The organism is Maribacter litopenaei (genome assembly GCF_025244665.1).
Taxonomy (GTDB): Bacteria; Bacteroidota; Bacteroidia; order Flavobacteriales; family Flavobacteriaceae; genus Maribacter; species Maribacter litopenaei.
On record NZ_CP104205.1, the window covers coordinates 244,778 to 263,501 of the forward strand.

Genomic DNA, 18,724 nt, shown 5'->3' on the forward strand with positions numbered 1-18,724 from the left:
GGCTTATGCTAAAGCGGTTTTAATTTCACTGGTGGCGATCAACGTTTCCCCACATTCTATTTTTGCCTCCACCAATGTAACCCCCATGATATCATGTAAAATGGTAACTGTCGTTGTCAATTCCGAGCCCAATTTGGGAAGTTCAAAAATTTCCGCTTTTTTAATGGCGCCAATATAGCCTACCGGAGCGGGCTCATTCTTTAAATAATAGGTATAACCCTTGTGCATGGCTACCGTTTGTGCCATGTTTTCTATAAGTCCCGGCTCTAAAAAGAGGTTATTGGTACAGAAAATATTTTCTTCCTTTACGGTTAATCCCGAAACAATTTTATTTTCCGAAAAATGGTGCAATTTGTCCACCATTACAAAGGGTTCTTTTTGCGGTATAAGTTCAGTGACAAATTCCTTATTTGTAATGGGAGGATGTAACCGACTCATCTAACAAACGGTTAAGTAAGCGTACATATAGGAAAAGCGCGCACTTTCGGGTACATGTAATAATATTTTATCCCCTTTTTTTAATTTTCCGGATGCCACCAATTCCTCAAGCATTACATAAATAGAGGCTGCGCCCACATTGCCAACGTGTTCAAGGTTCAAAAACCATTTTTCCCAAGGCATTGGTATCCCTTGTCTTTCCATTTCCTCATATAGGCCTTCCTTAAAATAATAAGAGGAAATATGGGGTAAATAGTAGTCTACGTCTTCAGGGCCTATTCCATGTTTTTCATAAGCTTGTTTGAGGCTGTCCACTCCTTTAACCAATATATTGGCTCCTAATAAACGGGTGTCCTGCTTCATGGCAAATAAGGACATTTTCCCCCATTCATCGGCTGGAAACTCGCTCCATGGTTTTAGGTTTCCGTCTTCTTTTTTTTCGGCTCCTGCATACATACAGGCATCCATTTCAAATGCATAGGAATATCCTTCCATCCATTCAATTTTTAATGGATTTTTCCCTTTTGGTTCGCTCTCCAATAGAAAAGCACCCGCTCCATCGGATAGCATCCACCGCAAAAACTCCTTGTTAAAGGCCAGTATAGGATTGTCCTCCAACTCTTTTAAATGGGTAACCTCGTTTTCAAAAATATCACTGGTCATCCAAGAAGAAGTGCGTTCAGAACCAGCACATACTGCATTATCCACTTGTCCTGTCATAACCGAAAGATAACCGTACTTAAGCGCATTCATTCCCGAACAACAAGCACCTGATGGAGAATTAATTTCCATATTGCCGTTCTTCAGATAGCCGTGTACCATGGCGGCGTGGGAGGGTAAAATTTGATCCGGACTAGAAGTGCCACAGGACAATAATTGTATATCCTTGGTGGTAAAGTTTTCATCACAAAGCTTCTCAACCACCTCCTTGGTCAATTGTGCATTGTTGTGGGTAGTATTACCATGCTCATCAATAGCATAGTAGCGTTGTTTTATTTGATTGTTTCGAAGGACAACACGTCGTGCTTTGGAAGCTTTACCGTCTATAACTCCCAGTTTTTCCTCCATTTCTTCGTTGGAAACGGGTTTGTTAGGCAAAAATTTGGCAATTTTAGTTATATAAACGTCCTTCATCAATTCTCTTTTAACGCAACCGAAGAATAATAGGCTTTATCAATTCTTCTTCGATTGTAGCTCGGCAAATAAGTCAGCAAAAATACGATAAAAACTATAGGGGCTATGACCCAAATAGCAAATAACAAATAAATTTTGAAGAAACCAATCCATTTAAGTCGTTTGGGATTTCCGGGTTGTCCTTTCTTGATAATATGATTGGCCCACTTGGAAAATAGGACATTTCCTCTTTTATCCGTCATGATGAGGAAGGGGTTTACCTTTACTCCATTTAACTCAATGATTTCATTTTGAAGATTGTCAAAATTGTTTGATTGCAAGGCTTTTTTTATGGGTGTTCCGAATCGTTCAGCATCCTTTATATCCTTGTTGGAAACTCCTGGTTTTGGGAAAATCCCTAAATAGCGATCTTTTCTTCCGAGAAAACATCCAATGGGCAATAGTAATGACACTAATATGGTTTATGTTTCTATCCACTAAAGCTATATGCCCTACTAATTTGGCTTCAGCATCAAGCAACAGTTTTTTCATTTTTTCCTGTGCCATGATCCACATGTTTCTACAGGCCACAACCGTAACTACAGGGGTGTCCTTAAGAATTGATTTTGCTGCGACCGATTTCAGGAAGGAATTAATTGGAATAGAAGGAGTTAAGAACCATACTTGATACCCCAAAAGAACCAAATCATATTTCTTGCTTAAAATATTTTCGGATGGATGCTCAAAATCTTGTGGAATCTGTAAAAATGATTCCGGAAAACTGTCGTAGAATTTTTCCTTTTTCCAGGGAAACTCATAGACAGGTTTGGGTACTATTTCATAGTAGGAAATATTGACATTAGCACCTTCCATATCTTTGGCCATATTTTCCAATATGGACAATAACTGACCTGTTTGGGAATAGTAAATGATTAAAACTTCTTTCATTTCTTTAGACTGTCTTTCCAAAAGTCAAAATAATTAAACCATTGAAAAGGATATTTTTCCAAGATCCACTCCATACTTTGGGTGTATTCCTTTAGTAAGGCTTGCGGATCTCTTGCCTTTGCAATCGCTTTTTTTGCATAAAGATGATATTCCCTTTGAGGCCCTTTCATTACATACACGAAAAGCACAGGAACTTTTAAACGGGTTGCCAAGAGATAGGGGCCTAGCGGGAATTCCGCCTCCGCTCCCAAAAATTCCTGTTTTAGGGTCTTCGTTCCAGGAAGATATCTGTCGCCCGTAAAAACCACTAGCCCTCCTTGATCCAATGCGTTGTGTATCTCAAATATATGGGACATATCTTCCTGCACCACTATAAATTCCATAGAGGATTTTGCAACGATACCGTCCATATATTCCTTAATATTCTCATGTTCCGCATGTGTGGTTACCATAAAAATCTTTGAAATGGAGTATCGGTTCTCCAAAAAATAATGGGAAACCTCAAAGTTTCCAATATGGCCACTTATCAAGATTCCACCTTTATTCTTTTTAAGAAGATGATCAATATGCTCTATTCCATTATGTGTATAATGATACTTGTCCCTAAAATTGGTTGAAATGGCAACCCTATCCGTTAGTACCTTGCCAAGCATATAGTAGCTTTTGTAAATGGCAGGAATACTTTTAAATATAGAATAGTTTAACCTCTTGTTGAAGTAATAAAAAATGGATTTGGAACTTCTAAAGGAGAACAAAAAGTAATAGAAAACTACAAACCTTAGAATAAAATAGGCCGTTCCAATTCCAAATGTGTTGAGGAAAAAAATGTATAGCTTATAACCTAGGACGGTACCTTTAGATTTTCCTTCCCACTCAGTCGCCATTCATCTAAATTCTAAGGATTGGGTTTAGTCCAGTTTTTTTTCAATAAGATTGTAGAAATCCTGAAGAGTAACAACGTTTGCAAAATCCTCACCAACCAATTTAACCCCAAAATTGCTTTCCACGGCGACAACCAGATCCACAAAATCCAAACTGTCCGGACCTATGGTGTCCTTAAGGTTTGCACTTGGTTCCAATTCTTCCTCCTCTACTTCAAAATCTTCTATCAAGAAGTCGTTGATCTTCTCGATAATGGTCTGTTTGGTCATCATATTGTTGGTCAACATTTTTTAACGATAAGGGCAGAGTTTGTTCCACCAAATCCAAATGAATTGGACAAAAATACATCAATTTTTTTATCTATGGTTTTGTTGGCCAAGTTAAGTTTTGCAGAGTCCTCGTCCGGATTTTCCGGATTAATGTTTGGCGCTACAAAGCTGTGCTCCATCATTAACATTGAATAAATTACTTCACTGGCTCCCGCCATCCAACACTCATGTCCTGTCATAGATTTTGTTGAACTGATCAGGGGGTTGCTTTTACCGAACACTTCAAAAAGGGCCTTTGCCTCATTAGCATCCCCTACAGGAGTAGATGTGGCATGAGCATTTATATAGTCAACAACCTCTGCCCCAATGTTCGCATCTTCCAATGCTCTTTTCATAGCTCTTGAGGGGCCATCGACATTGGGCGTGGAAATGTGGTCACCGTTGGAAGAAAACCCATAACCAATAACCTCACCTAAAATGGGTGCACCTCTTTTAATAGCACTCTCGTAACTTTCTAAAATCACGGTAGCGCCACCACCACTGGGAATTAAACCGTTTCTATCCTGGTCAAATGGTCTTGAAGCTTTTGTAGGGTCATCCGGGCGAATACCAAAAACACCCAAACCATCAAAACTTGCCATAGAAATATGATTGGTTTCCTGAGCTCCACCGGCAATGATACAATCCTGTAAACCGCTTTTTATCAAATGGTAGGCCAGGCCAATGGAGTGAGACCCGCTGGCACAGGCTGCACTTAAGGTCAAATTGATACCCCGTAACTTAAAAATAGTGGAGAGGTTCATCGTTACTGTGGAGTTCATGGCTTTAAAGATAGCTCCTGATCCTACTAAGGTGGTGTCTTTCTTTTCTTTGATGATATCTACTGATTCAACAACGGAGAGGGCAGTACTATCATTACCATAAATGATCCCAACCTCGTTTTTCTCAAAAAAATCTTCGGTGATTTGTGCTTTTTGCATTGCCTCTATGGTAGCAACATAGGCATAGCGACTTTCCTCACCCATGCTCACCCGTTGTCTTCGGGAAAGCATTTTCTTAAGGTCCAGATCCTCAACTATACCTGTAAGCGGTGACCTAAAGCCAAACTCTGTTCTTAGAGGGTCTATACCAATCCCCGAGTTTCCCTTATACAAGGAATCTTTTACTTCTTCCGATTCTTGCCAATGCATGAATATATGCCCATACCTGTGATAACCACTCTCTTCATCAGCCTCTACGTTTTCAATTGATCAGGAATAAATGCCTCCGTTGATATTAATTACTTCGCCTGTAATATAGGATGTTTTGTCCGAAGCTAAAAATGAAACTACATGGGCTACTTCCTCAGGCTTTCCAAATCTATTTACGGGAATCATTTTTTTGAGTTCCGCTTCATCCAACTCTTCGGTCATATCGGTTTCAACAAATCCTGGCGCCACGGCATTCACGGTAATTTTTCTCTTTGCAACTTCTTGCGCTAGTGCCTTTGTGGCACCGATTACAGCACTTTTGGCCGCAGAATAATTTGTTTGACCTGGAGTACCCTTGAGTCCGGACACGGATACGATGTTTATGATTCTGCCATATCTATTCGTCAGTAATTTTTGTATGAGGGCGTTGGTTACGTTATAAAATCCGTTTAGACTTGTGTTTATGACGGACGACCAGTCCTCCATGGGCATCCACATGAACAGTCCGTCCTTTTTTATACCTGCATTGTTCACCAATACCTCGATTACTGCATTTTTATGTTGTTCGTGCCAATCTTCCAAGGCGTTTTTAACGTCATTGGAATCGGTAACATTGAATTGGATAATTTGCCCTGAACCACCTACTTCCTCAACCATGGCAAGGGTTTCCTCAGCGGCCTTCTTGTTACTGTTGTAGTTTATTAATAGCTTATAGTCCAAATCCTTGGCAAGTTGAACACAAACGGCCCTTCCAATTCCTCTAGATCCACCCGTCACAAGGGCATATTTGATTTTTTCCTCTCCCATTAAAGAAATTGAATTAATTTTTTACAAAGGGTTCGGCGTTTTGATACCATTTGTTGCCCAAAAGCTCGCCTTTAGTATTGAAAAACCCCCAGCCTTCTTTTGATTTTAAACGGGCGTATTCACCTAAAAAACCTTTATCGTTGTTCCCGGCCAAAAAAGCGAACCCTGCGGTGATGTCATATTCCATGGGAATAATTAGGTTGCCATTAGTATCTATAAAGCCCCAATCCTTTTCTTTTACTGGGGCCAAACCGTTCTCAGAAAATACTTCAGCATCCTTATATTGAAAATCGATTACCTTTTTTCCTTCCTTGTTTATAAAGCCCCAATCTTTATTCTCGGCAACAGGAGCTAGGCCATTTGAAAACGCACGAGCTTTTTTATAAATGGGTTGAATGACCCATTCCCCTTTGGAATTTACAAATCCTGTCATTTTATCCTTTCCGGCATAGGTGAGACCGGAGTTTCCATGGAAGTTCCGGACTTTATCGGCACCATCGATAACATTGAAGGAGCCGTTGTGGATGATTCCAAAACTATCTCCTTTTTTGCCGTATACCCCGGATTCGTTCCAAGTGTTCCCTATTTCCTCGTATTCCACGGGAATAACCACCTTACCTTTGTTATCGATCATGCCCCATAATTCACCATTTCTTACTTTGGCGTATCCATCTCTAAAGGATTTTATTTCATCATAGGATGGTTCCAACACCATTTTGCCATCCGTTCCAATAAGTCCTATTTTATCACCTTGGCGAATGAACGCAACACCTTCTTCAAAATCATAAAATTTTTCTGTTGAAGGTACTTCCAATTCCTTGCCAGTAGGGTCAATGTATCTCCATCTATCCTCCTTTAGGATCAGAGCATAACCGGAATTAAAATACTTTACTTTGTCGTAAGTAGGTTCAATAGCCCAATCCCCTTTAGTATTGATATAACCCCACATTTTGTCCTTTTCAACAGCAGCATATCCTTCAGAGAAGCTTTTGGCACCCTCGTACTGTGGTTGAATAACATATTCACCTGATGTGTTAATGTAACCAAATAGGTCATTTTCACGTACTAGTGCCAATTCTTGGGCAACCGAAAAGACAAATGAAAAAAGCGTTAAAAGTGTTAAAAGTCGTTTCATGATTTTATATTTTGATGGTTTATAATATAGTTCTTTACTTGATTTACATAAGGATACATAATGGTATCTTCTTTGAATGGGGGAACTATGTTACGAACTGCATCGTACATTACCTTTGTTTTGGAAGAAACCTTATCGGCCATTCCTAGATGTTCGATAGCCTGTACAATGGTTATCATTTCTATGGCAACTACCTCATAGGCGTTTTCTATTACCTTTTTTGTAATGAGGGCCGCATTGGTGCCCATGCTCACAATATCCTGATTGTCGTTATTGTTCGGTATACTGTGGACGTACATGGGGTTGGACAACATTTGATTTTCCGCTGTGGTAGAAGTTGCCGTAAACTGAACCCCCTGCATACCAAAATTTAATCCTAATGTACCTAAATTAACGAAAGGAGGCAAGATATTGTTCAATTTGGAATTTAATAAGTAGTTGAGTTGCCTTTCGGCAAGCATACTCATTTTGGTAACTACAATTTTCAACTTGTCCATTTCCAAGGAAACGTAATCCCCATGGAAATTTCCGCCGTGGTAAACATGTTTCTTTTCTACATCAACAATGGGGTTGTCATTGGCGGAGTTGACCTCCTCTATCAAAATTCGTTCTACTTCGTTCAGCGTATCCCAAACGGGGCCAAGAATCTGTGGAACGCAACGTATGGAGTAATATTCCTGAACCTTTTCTTCAAAAACAGACACATCACTATTAGAAGTATACAGATGGTGCTCTCTTTTGCGGGTTAAGGAACTGTCACTTAAATGACTTCGCATGGCCCTGGCAATTTCTCTTTGGCCTTTGTGCTTTTTGGTTAGATTGAGCTCTTCCGAAAGGTGGTCGTCATAAGCCTGCACGATTTCATTAATGGCTGAAGAACAGGATATGGCCCATTCTAGCAACCTTACGGTGTAAATGGCGTTTACAATTCCTATACCTGTCATTACGGAGGTTCCGTTCATGAGTCCCAAGCCTTCCCGCAATGCAACTTTTATAGGGTTAATACCCTCCATCTCGAAAACTTCTTTGGTAGGTTTTCTTTCTCCTTTATAAAAAACCTCGCCTTCCCCAATCAATACCAACGCTAAATGGGCCAATTGCACTAAATCACCGCTGGCACCCACTCCTCCATGTTCATATATCAACGGAACGATGTTCTTATTTAGTAATTCGGTCATTACCTTAATAACCGAAACATGAACCCCTGAATTTCCGAGACTCAAAGTATTTAAACGCGCCAACATGGCTGCTTTTACATACTTTGGCTCGATAGGATTTGCCGTACCCGAGGCGTGACTTCTAATAAGATTGTATTGCAATTGGAGTGTTTCGGAATCTTTGATCTTATATTGGGCCATAGGACCAAAACCAGTATTCACTCCATAGATTACCTTGTTTTTGGAAAATTCCTTCAAAAAGTTGTGACTTTCCTCAACGGTATCTAATAGTTCTTTTGAAAGATCAATGGACTTTTGGTCAAAAATTACGTCGTAAAAATCTTGTATTCCTAGACTTCCTTTAATTTCCGGCATGTATGGTTGATTCTGTAAGGTTTAAATAATACCTTAGTCTTTAAATATAGGCCTCTTTTGGGCAAATTTAAAATAATTAGTGAATTAGGTTAATGATTGTTCAGGAAATCATCGCTCAATGAAAAAAGAAAAAACAGACGTATTGGTAATCGGTGCCGGACCCTCCGGTTCCGTCGCTGCCGCCTACCTTTTCAATGAAGGTTTTTCTGTGAAGGTAGTTGAGAAAAACAAGTTTCCGAGGTTTGTCATCGGGGAAAGTTTGATACCCGGATGCATGGATCATTTTGAGGCTGTTGGCCTCTTGGATTGCTTAAATGCAAAGAAGTTTGAAGTAAAGACTGGAGCCCGTTTCTTGCAAGGGCCAAAGGTGTGCGAGTTTGATTTCAGTAAAAAACATACGAAGGGCTGGGACTGGACATGGCAGGTTCCAAGGGCAGAATTTGATAAGACCTTAACAGACGAACTTTTAAGACGAGGTGTTGATATTGAATTTGAAAAGGAAGTTACTGCAGTGGAGTTTAAAGAGAATTATTCCATAACCACAATTGTGGATGAAGAGGGTAATCCTTATGAAATTGAGGCAAAATTTATTATAGATTCTAGTGGATTTGGCCGAGTGCTTCCAAGATTACTCGATTTGGAGAAACCATCTGAAATTCCCAAACATTCCTCCATTTTCACCCATGTGAAGGATATTAGAAGACCTGAGGGCTGGGAGGGACATCGGATTACATTTGATATCGTGAGCCAGGAAACCTGGTTATGGGTCATTCCCTTTTCCAATGGATATACCAGTATAGGGTACGTTGGTCCCACGGAGTATTTGGAGTCCTTTGAGGGTTCTACTGAGGACAGACTACGAGAAATGATGAAGTTGAGCAACCACTATCAGGACAGGTTTGAAGGTTTGCCTTATGAGTTTGAGCCTAAAATGATAGAGAACATTGCCAAATCCGTAAAACAACTTTATGGAAAAGGCTTTGTGCTTACGGGCAACAGTGCGGAGTTTTTAGATCCGGTATTTTCCTCTGGTGTAACCTTTGCAACGGAATCGGCACATTTGTCGGCAAAATTAATTGCCAAAGAACTTAGGGGCGAAACAGTGGATTGGGAAACCGAGTATTCCCAATATATGTTGGAAGGCGTCAACGTATTTTCTACCTACGTCAAGGAATGGTATACAGGGAACCTTCAAAAAATATTCTTTACCGATTCTGAAAATCCTGTGATCAAGGAACAAATATGTTCCGTTTTGGCAGGCTATGTATGGGATAAAACCAATCCGTTCGTAAAGAACCACCATCGATTGGTGAGGACTGTTGCCCATATTACGGATATGGAAAAAGAAAACGCCGGACTTTAGACCGGCGTTTTTAGATTATTGGGTTTATTCTATAAAACCTTTTTGTCGAATTCTTTTGCTATGTTTTTGGCCAATTTGGCATAGCATTCAGAAATCCTGTACCCGGAGTTGTAATCATATCCCATAGCACCATTTCCTTGAACGTCTCGGTAACTTCCTGAAAAGAGTACATTATCTTTTTCCCCTGTTTTATAAATGGTAAAGGTGGCATCTATTTCAGCATTATGCCGTACGATACCTACGTTGTAACCTGGGTATATTTTTGAAGTATGGATTTCCATGGTGTAGTCCGCCGCGTCCTCTGTTACGGCCAGTTCACCATTATCAAAACGTTTGTTGAATGATTCAATGAATTTAGGATGGTACCTATCTCGGACGGTCATTGAACCATTCCTTTTTGAATCGCTCACCATCGCCGGCCTTTTTTTCTTCGCGTTTGTCCATTTTATCCTTTAGGAACGCCGCCTCATCCTTAAATTTTGGGATGTTTACATCGGTATAATCAAATACTACTTTATAAAGTGTTATTCCTTTTAAGTTTTTAATGTTTCCTTGCTCAACATTAAGTCTTTGGGCAGATATGCTTCCCATTATGAACAAAAAAAGAAAGGGTAAAAATGTCTTTTTCATAATTCGATAATTAATAGGTTAGTTTCAAAAATTAATGATTAATGAGTACCTAACGTAAAAAAGTGACATTTATTCCCATACAGGAAATCAATCATCGATTGCCGTAAAGACCATCTGTCTAAATTTCCAACCGGTATCGTCATTTACAGGTCCCTGTGTCTGTTTCATAATTATACCGATGACATTTTCTTTTGGATCTGCAAAATACTGGGTGTTGAAGTAGCCACCCCAGCTGAACGTACCTTCGCTTCCCTCTCCTCCGGCCATGGCGCCTTTTTCATTGATAATGTCGAAGGCAAGCCCGTAATCCTTGCCGCCATCCCAAATGGAGCCGATTTGGTTGCTGAGGATACTGTAAACGGTAGTTCTGCTTAAAAGTCGCTTGCCATTTAGTTCGCCTCCGTTCAAATACATTTGCAAGAAGGTTGCATAATCCTTCGCAGTGCTTGATAATCCTGCACCACCCGAGAAAAAGGTTCCTTGGCTATTTGGGTAGTCAATATCAAAAATTGGGGTGCTAAAACGTTTCCATTGATTTTCGTCTTTATACTGAACGGCAACCAACCTGTCCGCTTTTTCCTTTGGAAGGTAAAAAAAGGTATCTTTCATTCCTAAAGGTTCAAAAATATGGGTGTGCAAAAATTCGTCGAACGGCATTCCGGAAACTATTTCTATAAAGTATCCCAAAACGTCCAATCCTTCGCTATAGATCCATGCTTCACCTGGCTCATGGTGCAGGGGAAGGGCTGCAAGCTTTTTTATGTTTTCCCCAATTAAAATCTTTTCGGAAGTAAAGGCATCGATGATGCCCGCCTTCGCATATATCTTTCTAAAACGGTCATCCCCATCGATCATACCATAACCAATACCCGAGGTATGTGTGATAAGATCCCTAATGGTAATTTGATTTTCTGCGGGCTTTGTCGTGTAGGTTGAATCAGCTTCGTTGAACGTATCCAAAATTTGTGCCGCTTCAAATTGTGGAATATATTTTGAAATGGGGTCGTCCAATTTAAACTTTCCTTCTTCCCAAAGCATCATAACGGCGGTAGCGGTAATGGCTTTCGTTTGGGAGGCAATTCTAAAAATGGCATCTTTTTCCATTTCTTTACCTTTTTCGGCATTGTCCATTCCATAGGCTTTATGAAAGACAATTTTGCCGTTTACGGCTATTAAGGCAACAGCCCCTGGTAAATTTCCCTTGGATATTTCATTTGTTAGCATCAGGTCGATTCTATCTAACCTTTACGGTGACATTCCTTGGGCCGATGGAGTACCTTCCATAAGAGCCGGACTGTTTTTTATCGAATTTGTTTGCGCAGTGAGGCAGAAGGAAAAAAGCACAAGGAATAGTGTGGCTAAATGTTTCATTTCTTAAGTGTTTGGATTGATTTTTTTAAATGTAGCAAAAGTTTTTCTTATTTAATCTGCAAAATGTGTGAGCTAATATTGTATGTATTATATTCGTTGCCGTGCTTTTGTGTAAATTTCATAATTTACACGCTTCTTTGTGCTTCTAATGATCACTAAATATTTGGTAAGGAGGCACAAGAAGGTATTAAACTAAAATAACCAACTAATTACCCTCTTTATGGATTTTCTCTCAGTATTCTCGTTCCTTGGTTTTACGTTACTTGTGGCCATTATCGCATGGTACGCTACCCGAAGTACCAACGAAAAATCATCCGATGGTTATTTTCTTGGGGGTCGGAGCTTAACGGCGGGGGTCATTGCGGGATCACTGTTGCTTACCAACCTATCAACGGAACAGATTGTAGGTTTGAATGGAAGTGCCTATAAAGATGGATTGTCCGTAATGGCTTGGGAAACGCTCGCGGCCATGGCCATGGTGGTGACGGCGGTGTTTTTGTTGCCAAGATATTTAAAGGGAGGATTGACCACGGTACCCCAATTTTTGGCCGATCGATTCGATGTAACAACCAAAACAATCACTTCGGCACTCTTTTTAACAGGATATGTGGTAGTGTTATTGCCGGTCATATTGTATTACTGGATCTGTGGCCATTAGTGGTATGTTCGATGTCCCTGGCATGTTCAATATCTCGGAGTCAGCGGCATTGGTATATTGTATTTGGGGAATAGGGATTATAGGTTCCATTTATGCCGTTTTTGGAGGGTTAAAGGCCGTTGCGGTTTCAGATAGTATCAATGCTATTGGACTTATTATAGGAGGAATTATGATTCCTGTTTTTGGTTTAATGGCTATTGGGGATGGAAGCGTGACGCAAGGTTTGGACGTTTTAATGACTGCCAATCCGAGAGCGATTCGACTCAACAGGGGAAAAGGGTCAAGAGGTTCCTTTTGTGACCATATTCACGGGTATGATGTTGGTGCAGTTATTCTATTGGGGTACCAACCAACAGATTATACAAAGGGCCTTGGGCGCTAAAAATTTGGCAGAGGGGCAGAAGGGCTTATTATTAGCGGCTTTCTTGAAAATTTTGGAGTCCTGTTATACTGGTGCTTCCAGGTATGATCGCATACTATTATTTTGAGGGAGGTTTGGCCTCCAGTGATTTGGCTTATCCTGAACTAGTGCGTGCGGTCCTGCCAAAGACCTTGGTCGGTTTTTTCGCGGCGGTATTGTTCGGGGCCATCCTCAGTTCCTTTAACAGTGTGCTGAATAGTTCGGTGACCCTGTTTGGCATCGATATCTACAAGCAGCATATTAATAAGGAAGCCTCAGAGGCAACCGTTGTGAAATACGGTAAGATTTTTGGAATTTGTTTGGCGTTGGCAGCGATGTTTATTGCACCCTTAATAGCAAATGCAGGTAGTTTGTTCAATTATCTTCAGGAAATCAATGGAATTTATAGCATTCCAATTTTCACCATAATAGTCGTGGGATATTTAACCAAGCGGGTCCCTGCGATTGCTGCTAAAATAGGTATCTTTTTAGGTTCTGCACTGTATATTATCAGCCAGTTTATTATGAAGCCCCATTTTATTGGTAACGCTTTGGAAGAAGCAAAAAATGCTGGAATAACCGATGCAGGGCAGCTTACCTTGGTAGAGGCCGATGCCTATCCTCACTATTTGCATGTAATGGCCATACTGTTCGTGATGAACTGTATAATCATGTTGGTTATTGGAAAGTTCTATCCAAGGAAAGAGGCTTTCGAATTAAGGTATACGGAACAAGTGGATATTTCACCCTATAAATACGTAAAACAAGGTGGTATCGCAGTAGTGCTGATTGTAGTGGCCATTTATGTCTATTTTGCGAAATAAGTTAAAACCGCAGATTCAGGCCCACTTGTCCTGGGCCAAAAGATAGGTTCCAACTTACTTTTTTGTCATGGTCATTATATTTACTGGTCGTATTTGGAATCCAAATACCTATCTATGGACTCTACGGTTGCAATACTAATTGCAAAGGCAAAAACCATATCGCTCAACCAGTGTTGCCCGTCCCGGACCCTAGAAATACCCGGTATGGCCCCAATAGTATAGATTCCCGCCTTTACCCAAGGATTTTTGAATTGTTTTGCTATGGCATAGGCGTTCGTAAAGGCTAAAATGGCATGTCCGGAGGGGAAGGAGTGAAAGTTTCTGCTTGGATTAAAAGGGTCGAAAGTGTCCTTGCCCAATTCTGCGAGTGGCCGGGCTCTCCCTACTACAGATTTTAATACCTGCTGCAGTAGTCCTGCAGAAGTTGCGGATGCTACAAGTAGTACTCCTGTTCTTCTTAATTTTTCATTTTTTAGTAGTAACCCTGTAAAATAAACACCTGAAGTCGCTATATAATTATTCTCAGGATTTCCGTAGGTTTCCCCATAGTCACGAATCCATCTTGGAACACCTTCCCTATTGTTTCTAATAAACCGGGAGGTATTGTCATCGAACAGATATGTAAAACCCGTTGCTCCCACCACGGTACCAAAGTCTGCCCATTGCTTCCCTTTCCAGTGAAATGGTCCGGTGTAAGAATGACCTACACTCGTAAAAATATTGCCCATATCATAGGTGAACATTTTCCAACGTGTATCCACTGTGTCTTGTGGTACCGTTTGAGCATTACCGTAAAAGCCTAGAAATAATAGAATGAAAAGGAATACCTGCTTCAATTTTTTGATTTTAACCCTAAAGTATTAAAAAAGCTGAGGTTTCAAATGTGGTAAACATTAAAAAGGTAGCTCAAATCATATAATTATACAACTGAATACTCTTGTTCAAGAGAAAATATCCACTGCCAATCTAAATGTATTGGCGTGTGCTTCCACGATTGTCTTAATATCCTTGGAATATCCGCCACCCATACTGCATTGCAGGGGTATCCCGTGGTATTTACAGGTCATTAGTACATATTCGTCCCTTTCTTTGCAACCGCTAAGGGTCAGGCTTAAGGTGCCCAATTTATCTGTGTCCAAGACATCAACGCCACATAAATAGAAAATAAAATCTGGGCGGTGCTTTTGTATGAGTACTGGTAATGTTTCCTTTAAAATGGAAAGATATTCCTTATCCCCAGTTCCTTTTTGCAAGGGAATGTCCAAATTGGATGTTTCTTTTTTGAAGGGGTAATTACCTGCTCCGTGCATGGAAAAGGTAAATACGCTATCGTCTTTTTGAAAGATTTCCGCCGTGCCGTTCCCTTGATGTACGTCCAAATCAACGATCAATATGCGGTTTGCCAATTTTTTGGATTGTAAATACCGGGCACCGATCGCTTGGTCGTTCAACATACAAAAAGCCTCTCCTCTATTGCTATAAGCGTGATGAGTTCCGCCGGCAATGTTCATGGCAACACCAAATTCGAGTGCAAATTCACAGGCCTTCATAGTACCATCTGCAATGATACGTTCCCTTTCTACCAAATTTTCGCTGAGCGGAAATCCTATTTTCCGTGCTTCCTTGTGGGGTATTTTAAGATTTAAAAGATCATAAAAATACTCTGGGTCATGGGCGGCAACAATGTGTTTGTCATTGGGGATTTCAGGAGCAAAGAAATTTTCATCAATACAAGTACCTTCATGTAGAAGCTGTTTGGGCAGCAGCTCGTATTTTATCATCGGGAAGCGATGACCCTCTCGGTAACGGATGTCTGTAAATGGGGTGGTAGGCGATTTTTAGCATCGATGTACTGTCAATGTGCAAAAATATGGAAACCTTAATTACCTTTGACCTCAATGAATACTTCAATAACCACAGATCTTGAAAAATGCCGAAACCTTTTAAAGGAAGGGCAACTGATTGCCATCCCTACGGAAACGGTCTATGGCTTGGCTGCCAATGCCTTGGATAGTAAGGCGGTAAAGCGCATTTTTGAGATGAAGGGCCGGCCTTCTTTCAATCCGTTGATCGTACATATACATCAAATGGAGCAGCTGCCTATCTTGGCGAAGGATATTCCAAAAAAGGCCTATGATTTGGCGGAGGCTTTTTGGCCGGGTTCCCTAACCTTGATATTGCCCAAGCAGGACATAGTTCCTGAAATCATTACGGGCGGAAAGTCCACCGTAGGGGTGCGAATGCCCAATCACCCCTTGACTCAAGAACTTTTAAAAGGCTTGCCATTTCCCTTAGCAGCCCCCAGTGCCAATCCCTTTACGAGGGTGAGCCCAACCTCTGCCCAACATGTATGGGACTATTTTGGCGACAGAATACCGGCCATTTTGGACGGAGGTCCGTGTCAAGTAGGTTTGGAGTCCACGATTATAGGTTTTGAAGGTGACACACCCATTTTGTATCGGAAGGGAGGTATTCCCAGGGAGGCTATCGAGGCAGTTGTTGGTGAACTAAGGGTATCCACAGAAAATGAAACATCTCCGGAAGCCCCTGGCATGCTGCTCAAACATTATTCGCCAAGAACCCCATTAATTGTCTGTGATGATATTAGGGAAGCTTTGAAACAGCATTCCCATAAGCGTATAGGGGTATTGAGTTTCTTTCAGGAAGATTTTCCGTCAGCCACCAAGGTTATTATCCTATCAAAAAACAAAATGATGGAAGAGGCGGCCATGTCCCTCTTTGAGGCTTTGCATACCTTGGATGCCAGCGGATTGGATTTGATTCTTGCCGAACGTTTTCGAGAAAAAGGCTTGGGCAGTAGTATCAACGACCGCTTGTTTCGGGCGCAGAACTAGGGATGTTGGTGTATGTAGAAAACACCCCTAAAGTCCCCTTAAGGGGACATTGGTTTCCTCTTTTTTTAATTTTCTCTAGTAGTTGGTGTGTAGGCATATCAACAATCTGAACTTTTCTATGCAGATATGCTGATGTAGGAAATCCTTACCTTTTGTGCAGCTTCAATTGAATCCGTTTTCTTGGAATGTCAACAGACAAAACTTTTACGATAACCTGTTGATGCAGGCTCACATGGGCGTTTACATCCTTTACAAAGGTGTCCGCTAGATTGGAAACATGTATCAAGCCACTTTCCTTGATTCCGATGTCCACAAAACACCCAAAATTGGTAATGTTGTTCACGATGCCGGGTAACAACTGTCCAACTCGCAAATCCGATATCGTCTTTATATTTTGGTCAAAGGTAAATACCTTGGCTTTTTCGCGACGGTCGAGTCCGGGTTTTTCCAATTCGGATAGAATATCCTCCAACGTAGGCAGTCCAATGGTATCCGAGCAATAGTTTTTTAAATCGATTTCCTTCAGAAGGGCCTTGTTTCCAATAAGTTCCGTTATTCCCTTCTTTTTGTCCGATGCCATTTTTTGCACGATGGAATAACTCTCCGGGTGCACGGCGGAATCGTCCAAGGGGTTTTGGGCATCCTTTATTCGGAGAAATCCTGCTCCTTGTTCAAAAGCCTTACCTCCCAATCGGGGAACGTCCATAATTTCTTCCCGACTGCCAAAGGAACCATGCTGTTTTCTATGGGCCACTATATTTTCGGCCAATTTTGGTCCAATACCGGATACGTAACTCAACAATGGAACGCTTGCCGTGTTGATGTTCACCCCAACGGAGTTTACACAGCTTTCCACCACGGAATCCAAGGATTTCTTGAGTTTCGTTTGATCCACATCGTGCTGGTATTGGCCTACTCCTATGGATTTTGGGTCTATTTTCACCAATTCTGCCAAAGGATCCGCCAAGCGCCTACCTATGGAAACTGCTCCACGTACGGTAACATCGTAATTGGGAAATTCCTCCCGGGCAATTTTTGAGGCGGAATAAATAGAAGCTCCGGCCTCACTGACCACGAATACTTCTATTGGGTTTTTAAACGCCACCTTCTTTACTAATCGTTCCGTTTCCCTGGAGGCTGTTCCGTTTCCAATGGCAATAGCCTCAATTTTGTAGGCGTCGGCAAGTGAGCTCAATTTTTTAATGGCTCCTGAAGTGTCGTTTTGGGGTGCATGGGGATAAATGGTTTCATTGTGCAAAAGGTTTCCTTGCTCATCTAGGCACACCACCTTGCAACCCGTTCTAAATCCTGGGTCTATGGCTAAAATCCGTTTCTCACCCAAAGGTGCTCCTAACAACAATTGGCGAAGATTTTTGGAGAAAACGGCGATTGCTTCGTTATCTGCTTTTTCCTTGGCATTTTTCAGCAATTCATTGGAAAGTGAAGGAAAGAGTAAGCGTTTATAGGCATCGGCAATGGCCAATGCTATGTGTTCCGCACAGGCATTATTTGTTTTGATGATTTTGTTCTCGATGCGTTCCAGTAATCGCTCATCGTCCAGTTCTATTTTTATTCGGATGATTTTTTCAGATTCCGCCCGTAAAATGGCCAATAGCCGGTGCGAGGGACAACGGTTCAAAGGTTCGCTCCAATCAAAATAATCCCGGTATTTTTGAGATTTTTCCTCATCTTTAGCCGCTGTCGACACTTTTGTGGTAATCAACGCAAACCGTTCCAGCTGATTTCTGATTTGGTTTCGTATATCTGTACGTTCATTGATCCACTCTGAAATAATGTGACGGGCACCCTCTAAAGCTTCATCTTCGTTTTGCACCTCAGGTCCCAAGTATTTGGAAGCTATGAATTCAACGTCGTCTGAGCGCTGGGCCATGATAATTTTGGCCAAGGGTTCCAACCCTTGTTTTCTAGCCACTTCGGCCTTGGTCTTTTTACTTTTTTTGAAAGGAAGATATAGGTCTTCTAATTGGGTCAGGTCTTCCGCGGATTCAAATTTGGATTTTAACTCCGGCGTTAAAAGCTCTTGTTCCTCTACCGACTTTATAATTGTACTTTTTCTTTTTTCAAGGGCCTCAAATTGTTCCTTGAACTGAACGATACTGCCAATCTGGACTTCGTCCAATCCACCTGTTGCTTCTTTCCTGTATCTTGATATAAAAGGGACGGTACAATCCTGGTTTAATAGGTCAACCGTGTTTTGGATGGATTTTTCTGATAGCTTCGAATGAAGTATAATGTATTTGACCAAATTGTAATTATTGGTATCCTTCATAAATCAAATAAATATGATT

19 protein-coding genes and 2 pseudogenes are annotated in these 18,724 nt (G+C 41.0%); 5 read left to right on the forward strand and 16 right to left on the reverse strand.

Annotated features, from left to right (window positions below; all coding sequences use genetic code 11):
- Window positions 1-3 precede the first annotated feature (3 nt).
- From NYZ99_RS01390 to flxA, 10 genes and pseudogenes are all read right to left on the reverse strand, one after another.
- Window positions 4-438, reverse strand: a complete 435-nt coding sequence (locus NYZ99_RS01390; RefSeq protein WP_260573156.1) for a hotdog family protein — start codon at window positions 436-438, stop codon at window positions 4-6.
- Entirely contained in the window at window positions 439-1,572 is a 1,134-nt protein-coding gene (darB, locus tag NYZ99_RS01395) for a dialkylresorcinol biosynthesis protein DarB (protein ID WP_260573157.1), read from the reverse strand.
- Window positions 1,572-1,892, reverse strand: a complete 321-nt coding sequence (locus NYZ99_RS20950; protein ID WP_338039227.1) for a hypothetical protein — start codon at window positions 1,890-1,892, stop codon at window positions 1,572-1,574. The genes darB and NYZ99_RS20950 overlap by 1 nt, the downstream gene beginning before the upstream one ends.
- Window positions 1,893-1,920: 28 nt before the next feature.
- A complete protein-coding gene (locus NYZ99_RS20955; protein WP_338039228.1) occupies window positions 1,921-2,499 on the reverse strand; it encodes a flavodoxin family protein in 579 nt (192 codons plus the stop codon).
- Window positions 2,496-3,383, reverse strand: coding sequence for an LpxL/LpxP family acyltransferase (locus NYZ99_RS01405; protein WP_260573158.1), 888 nt, complete (start codon window positions 3,381-3,383; stop codon window positions 2,496-2,498). Before NYZ99_RS01405 ends, NYZ99_RS20955 begins: the two co-directional genes overlap by 4 nt.
- 24 nt (window positions 3,384-3,407) lie before the next feature.
- Window positions 3,408-3,650 carry an acyl carrier protein gene (locus tag NYZ99_RS01410; protein WP_260575308.1) on the reverse strand — a complete coding sequence of 81 codons (243 nt, stop codon included), beginning with the start codon at window positions 3,648-3,650 and terminating at the stop codon, window positions 3,408-3,410.
- A gap of 11 nt (window positions 3,651-3,661) precedes the next feature.
- Window positions 3,662-4,881 (reverse strand): annotated as a pseudogene (locus tag NYZ99_RS01415) (beta-ketoacyl-[acyl-carrier-protein] synthase family protein).
- A 19-nt stretch (window positions 4,882-4,900) separates the two neighbouring features.
- The gene (flxB, locus tag NYZ99_RS01420; RefSeq protein WP_260575309.1) at window positions 4,901-5,632 is read right to left on the reverse strand and encodes a flexirubin biosynthesis SDR family reductase FlxB; all 732 of its coding nucleotides are present in this window, start codon (window positions 5,630-5,632) and stop codon (window positions 4,901-4,903) included.
- A gap of 28 nt (window positions 5,633-5,660) precedes the next feature.
- Window positions 5,661-6,782, reverse strand: a complete 1,122-nt coding sequence (locus NYZ99_RS01425) for a WG repeat-containing protein (RefSeq protein WP_260573159.1) — start codon at window positions 6,780-6,782, stop codon at window positions 5,661-5,663.
- Entirely contained in the window at window positions 6,779-8,314 is a 1,536-nt protein-coding gene (gene flxA, locus NYZ99_RS01430; protein WP_260573160.1) for a flexirubin biosynthesis tyrosine ammonia-lyase FlxA, read from the reverse strand. The genes NYZ99_RS01425 and flxA overlap by 4 nt, the downstream gene beginning before the upstream one ends.
- Before the next feature lie 118 nt (window positions 8,315-8,432).
- On the opposite strand from flxA, the gene NYZ99_RS01435 reads away from it, so the two are divergent.
- On the forward strand, window positions 8,433-9,677 hold the full coding sequence (locus NYZ99_RS01435; protein ID WP_260573161.1) for an NAD(P)/FAD-dependent oxidoreductase: 1,245 nt from the start codon (window positions 8,433-8,435) through the stop codon (window positions 9,675-9,677).
- Window positions 9,678-9,706: 29 nt separating this feature from the next.
- Here the strand turns inward: NYZ99_RS01435 and NYZ99_RS01440 are convergent, their stop codons facing one another.
- From NYZ99_RS01440 to NYZ99_RS01450, 3 genes are all read right to left on the reverse strand, one after another.
- On the reverse strand, window positions 9,707-10,060 hold the full coding sequence (locus NYZ99_RS01440; protein WP_260573163.1) for a hypothetical protein: 354 nt from the start codon (window positions 10,058-10,060) through the stop codon (window positions 9,707-9,709).
- Window positions 10,044-10,307 carry a hypothetical protein gene (locus NYZ99_RS01445; protein ID WP_260573164.1) on the reverse strand — a complete coding sequence of 88 codons (264 nt, stop codon included), beginning with the start codon at window positions 10,305-10,307 and terminating at the stop codon, window positions 10,044-10,046. Before NYZ99_RS01445 ends, NYZ99_RS01440 begins: the two co-directional genes overlap by 17 nt.
- Before the next feature lie 87 nt (window positions 10,308-10,394).
- The gene (locus NYZ99_RS01450) at window positions 10,395-11,531 is read right to left on the reverse strand and encodes a serine hydrolase domain-containing protein (protein WP_260573165.1); all 1,137 of its coding nucleotides are present in this window, start codon (window positions 11,529-11,531) and stop codon (window positions 10,395-10,397) included.
- 367 nt (window positions 11,532-11,898) lie between these two features.
- On the opposite strand from NYZ99_RS01450, the gene NYZ99_RS01455 reads away from it, so the two are divergent.
- The 3 genes from NYZ99_RS01455 to NYZ99_RS01465 all read left to right on the forward strand — a co-directional run bounded on the left by NYZ99_RS01455 (window position 11,899) and on the right by NYZ99_RS01465 (window position 13,560).
- Window positions 11,899-12,336, forward strand: coding sequence for a sodium:solute symporter family transporter (locus NYZ99_RS01455; RefSeq protein WP_260573167.1), 438 nt, complete (start codon window positions 11,899-11,901; stop codon window positions 12,334-12,336).
- Complete coding sequence (locus tag NYZ99_RS01460; protein ID WP_260573168.1) at window positions 12,326-12,718, forward strand: sodium:solute symporter family transporter; 393 nt, start codon at window positions 12,326-12,328, stop codon at window positions 12,716-12,718. Before NYZ99_RS01455 ends, NYZ99_RS01460 begins: the two co-directional genes overlap by 11 nt.
- A gap of 83 nt (window positions 12,719-12,801) precedes the next feature.
- The gene (locus NYZ99_RS01465) at window positions 12,802-13,560 is read left to right on the forward strand and encodes a sodium:solute symporter family transporter (RefSeq protein ID WP_260573169.1); all 759 of its coding nucleotides are present in this window, start codon (window positions 12,802-12,804) and stop codon (window positions 13,558-13,560) included.
- Window positions 13,561-13,640: 80 nt separating this feature from the next.
- Here the strand turns inward: NYZ99_RS01465 and NYZ99_RS01470 are convergent, their stop codons facing one another.
- Together NYZ99_RS01470 and NYZ99_RS01475 are read right to left on the reverse strand one after the other, a co-directional pair.
- Window positions 13,641-14,396: a phosphatase PAP2 family protein gene (locus NYZ99_RS01470; protein ID WP_260573170.1), complete on the reverse strand. Its 756-nt coding sequence runs from the start codon at window positions 14,394-14,396 to the stop codon at window positions 13,641-13,643.
- 105 nt (window positions 14,397-14,501) lie between these two features.
- Window positions 14,502-15,405 (reverse strand): annotated as a pseudogene (locus NYZ99_RS01475) (histone deacetylase family protein).
- Window positions 15,406-15,458: 53 nt separating this feature from the next.
- Here NYZ99_RS01475 and NYZ99_RS01480 point away from each other — a divergent pair.
- Window positions 15,459-16,415: an L-threonylcarbamoyladenylate synthase gene (locus tag NYZ99_RS01480; RefSeq protein WP_260573172.1), complete on the forward strand. Its 957-nt coding sequence runs from the start codon at window positions 15,459-15,461 to the stop codon at window positions 16,413-16,415.
- 145 nt (window positions 16,416-16,560) lie between these two features.
- Here the strand turns inward: NYZ99_RS01480 and NYZ99_RS01485 are convergent, their stop codons facing one another.
- Entirely contained in the window at window positions 16,561-18,705 is a 2,145-nt protein-coding gene (locus tag NYZ99_RS01485) for a Tex family protein (RefSeq protein WP_260573173.1), read from the reverse strand.
- Window positions 18,706-18,724 lie beyond the last annotated feature (19 nt).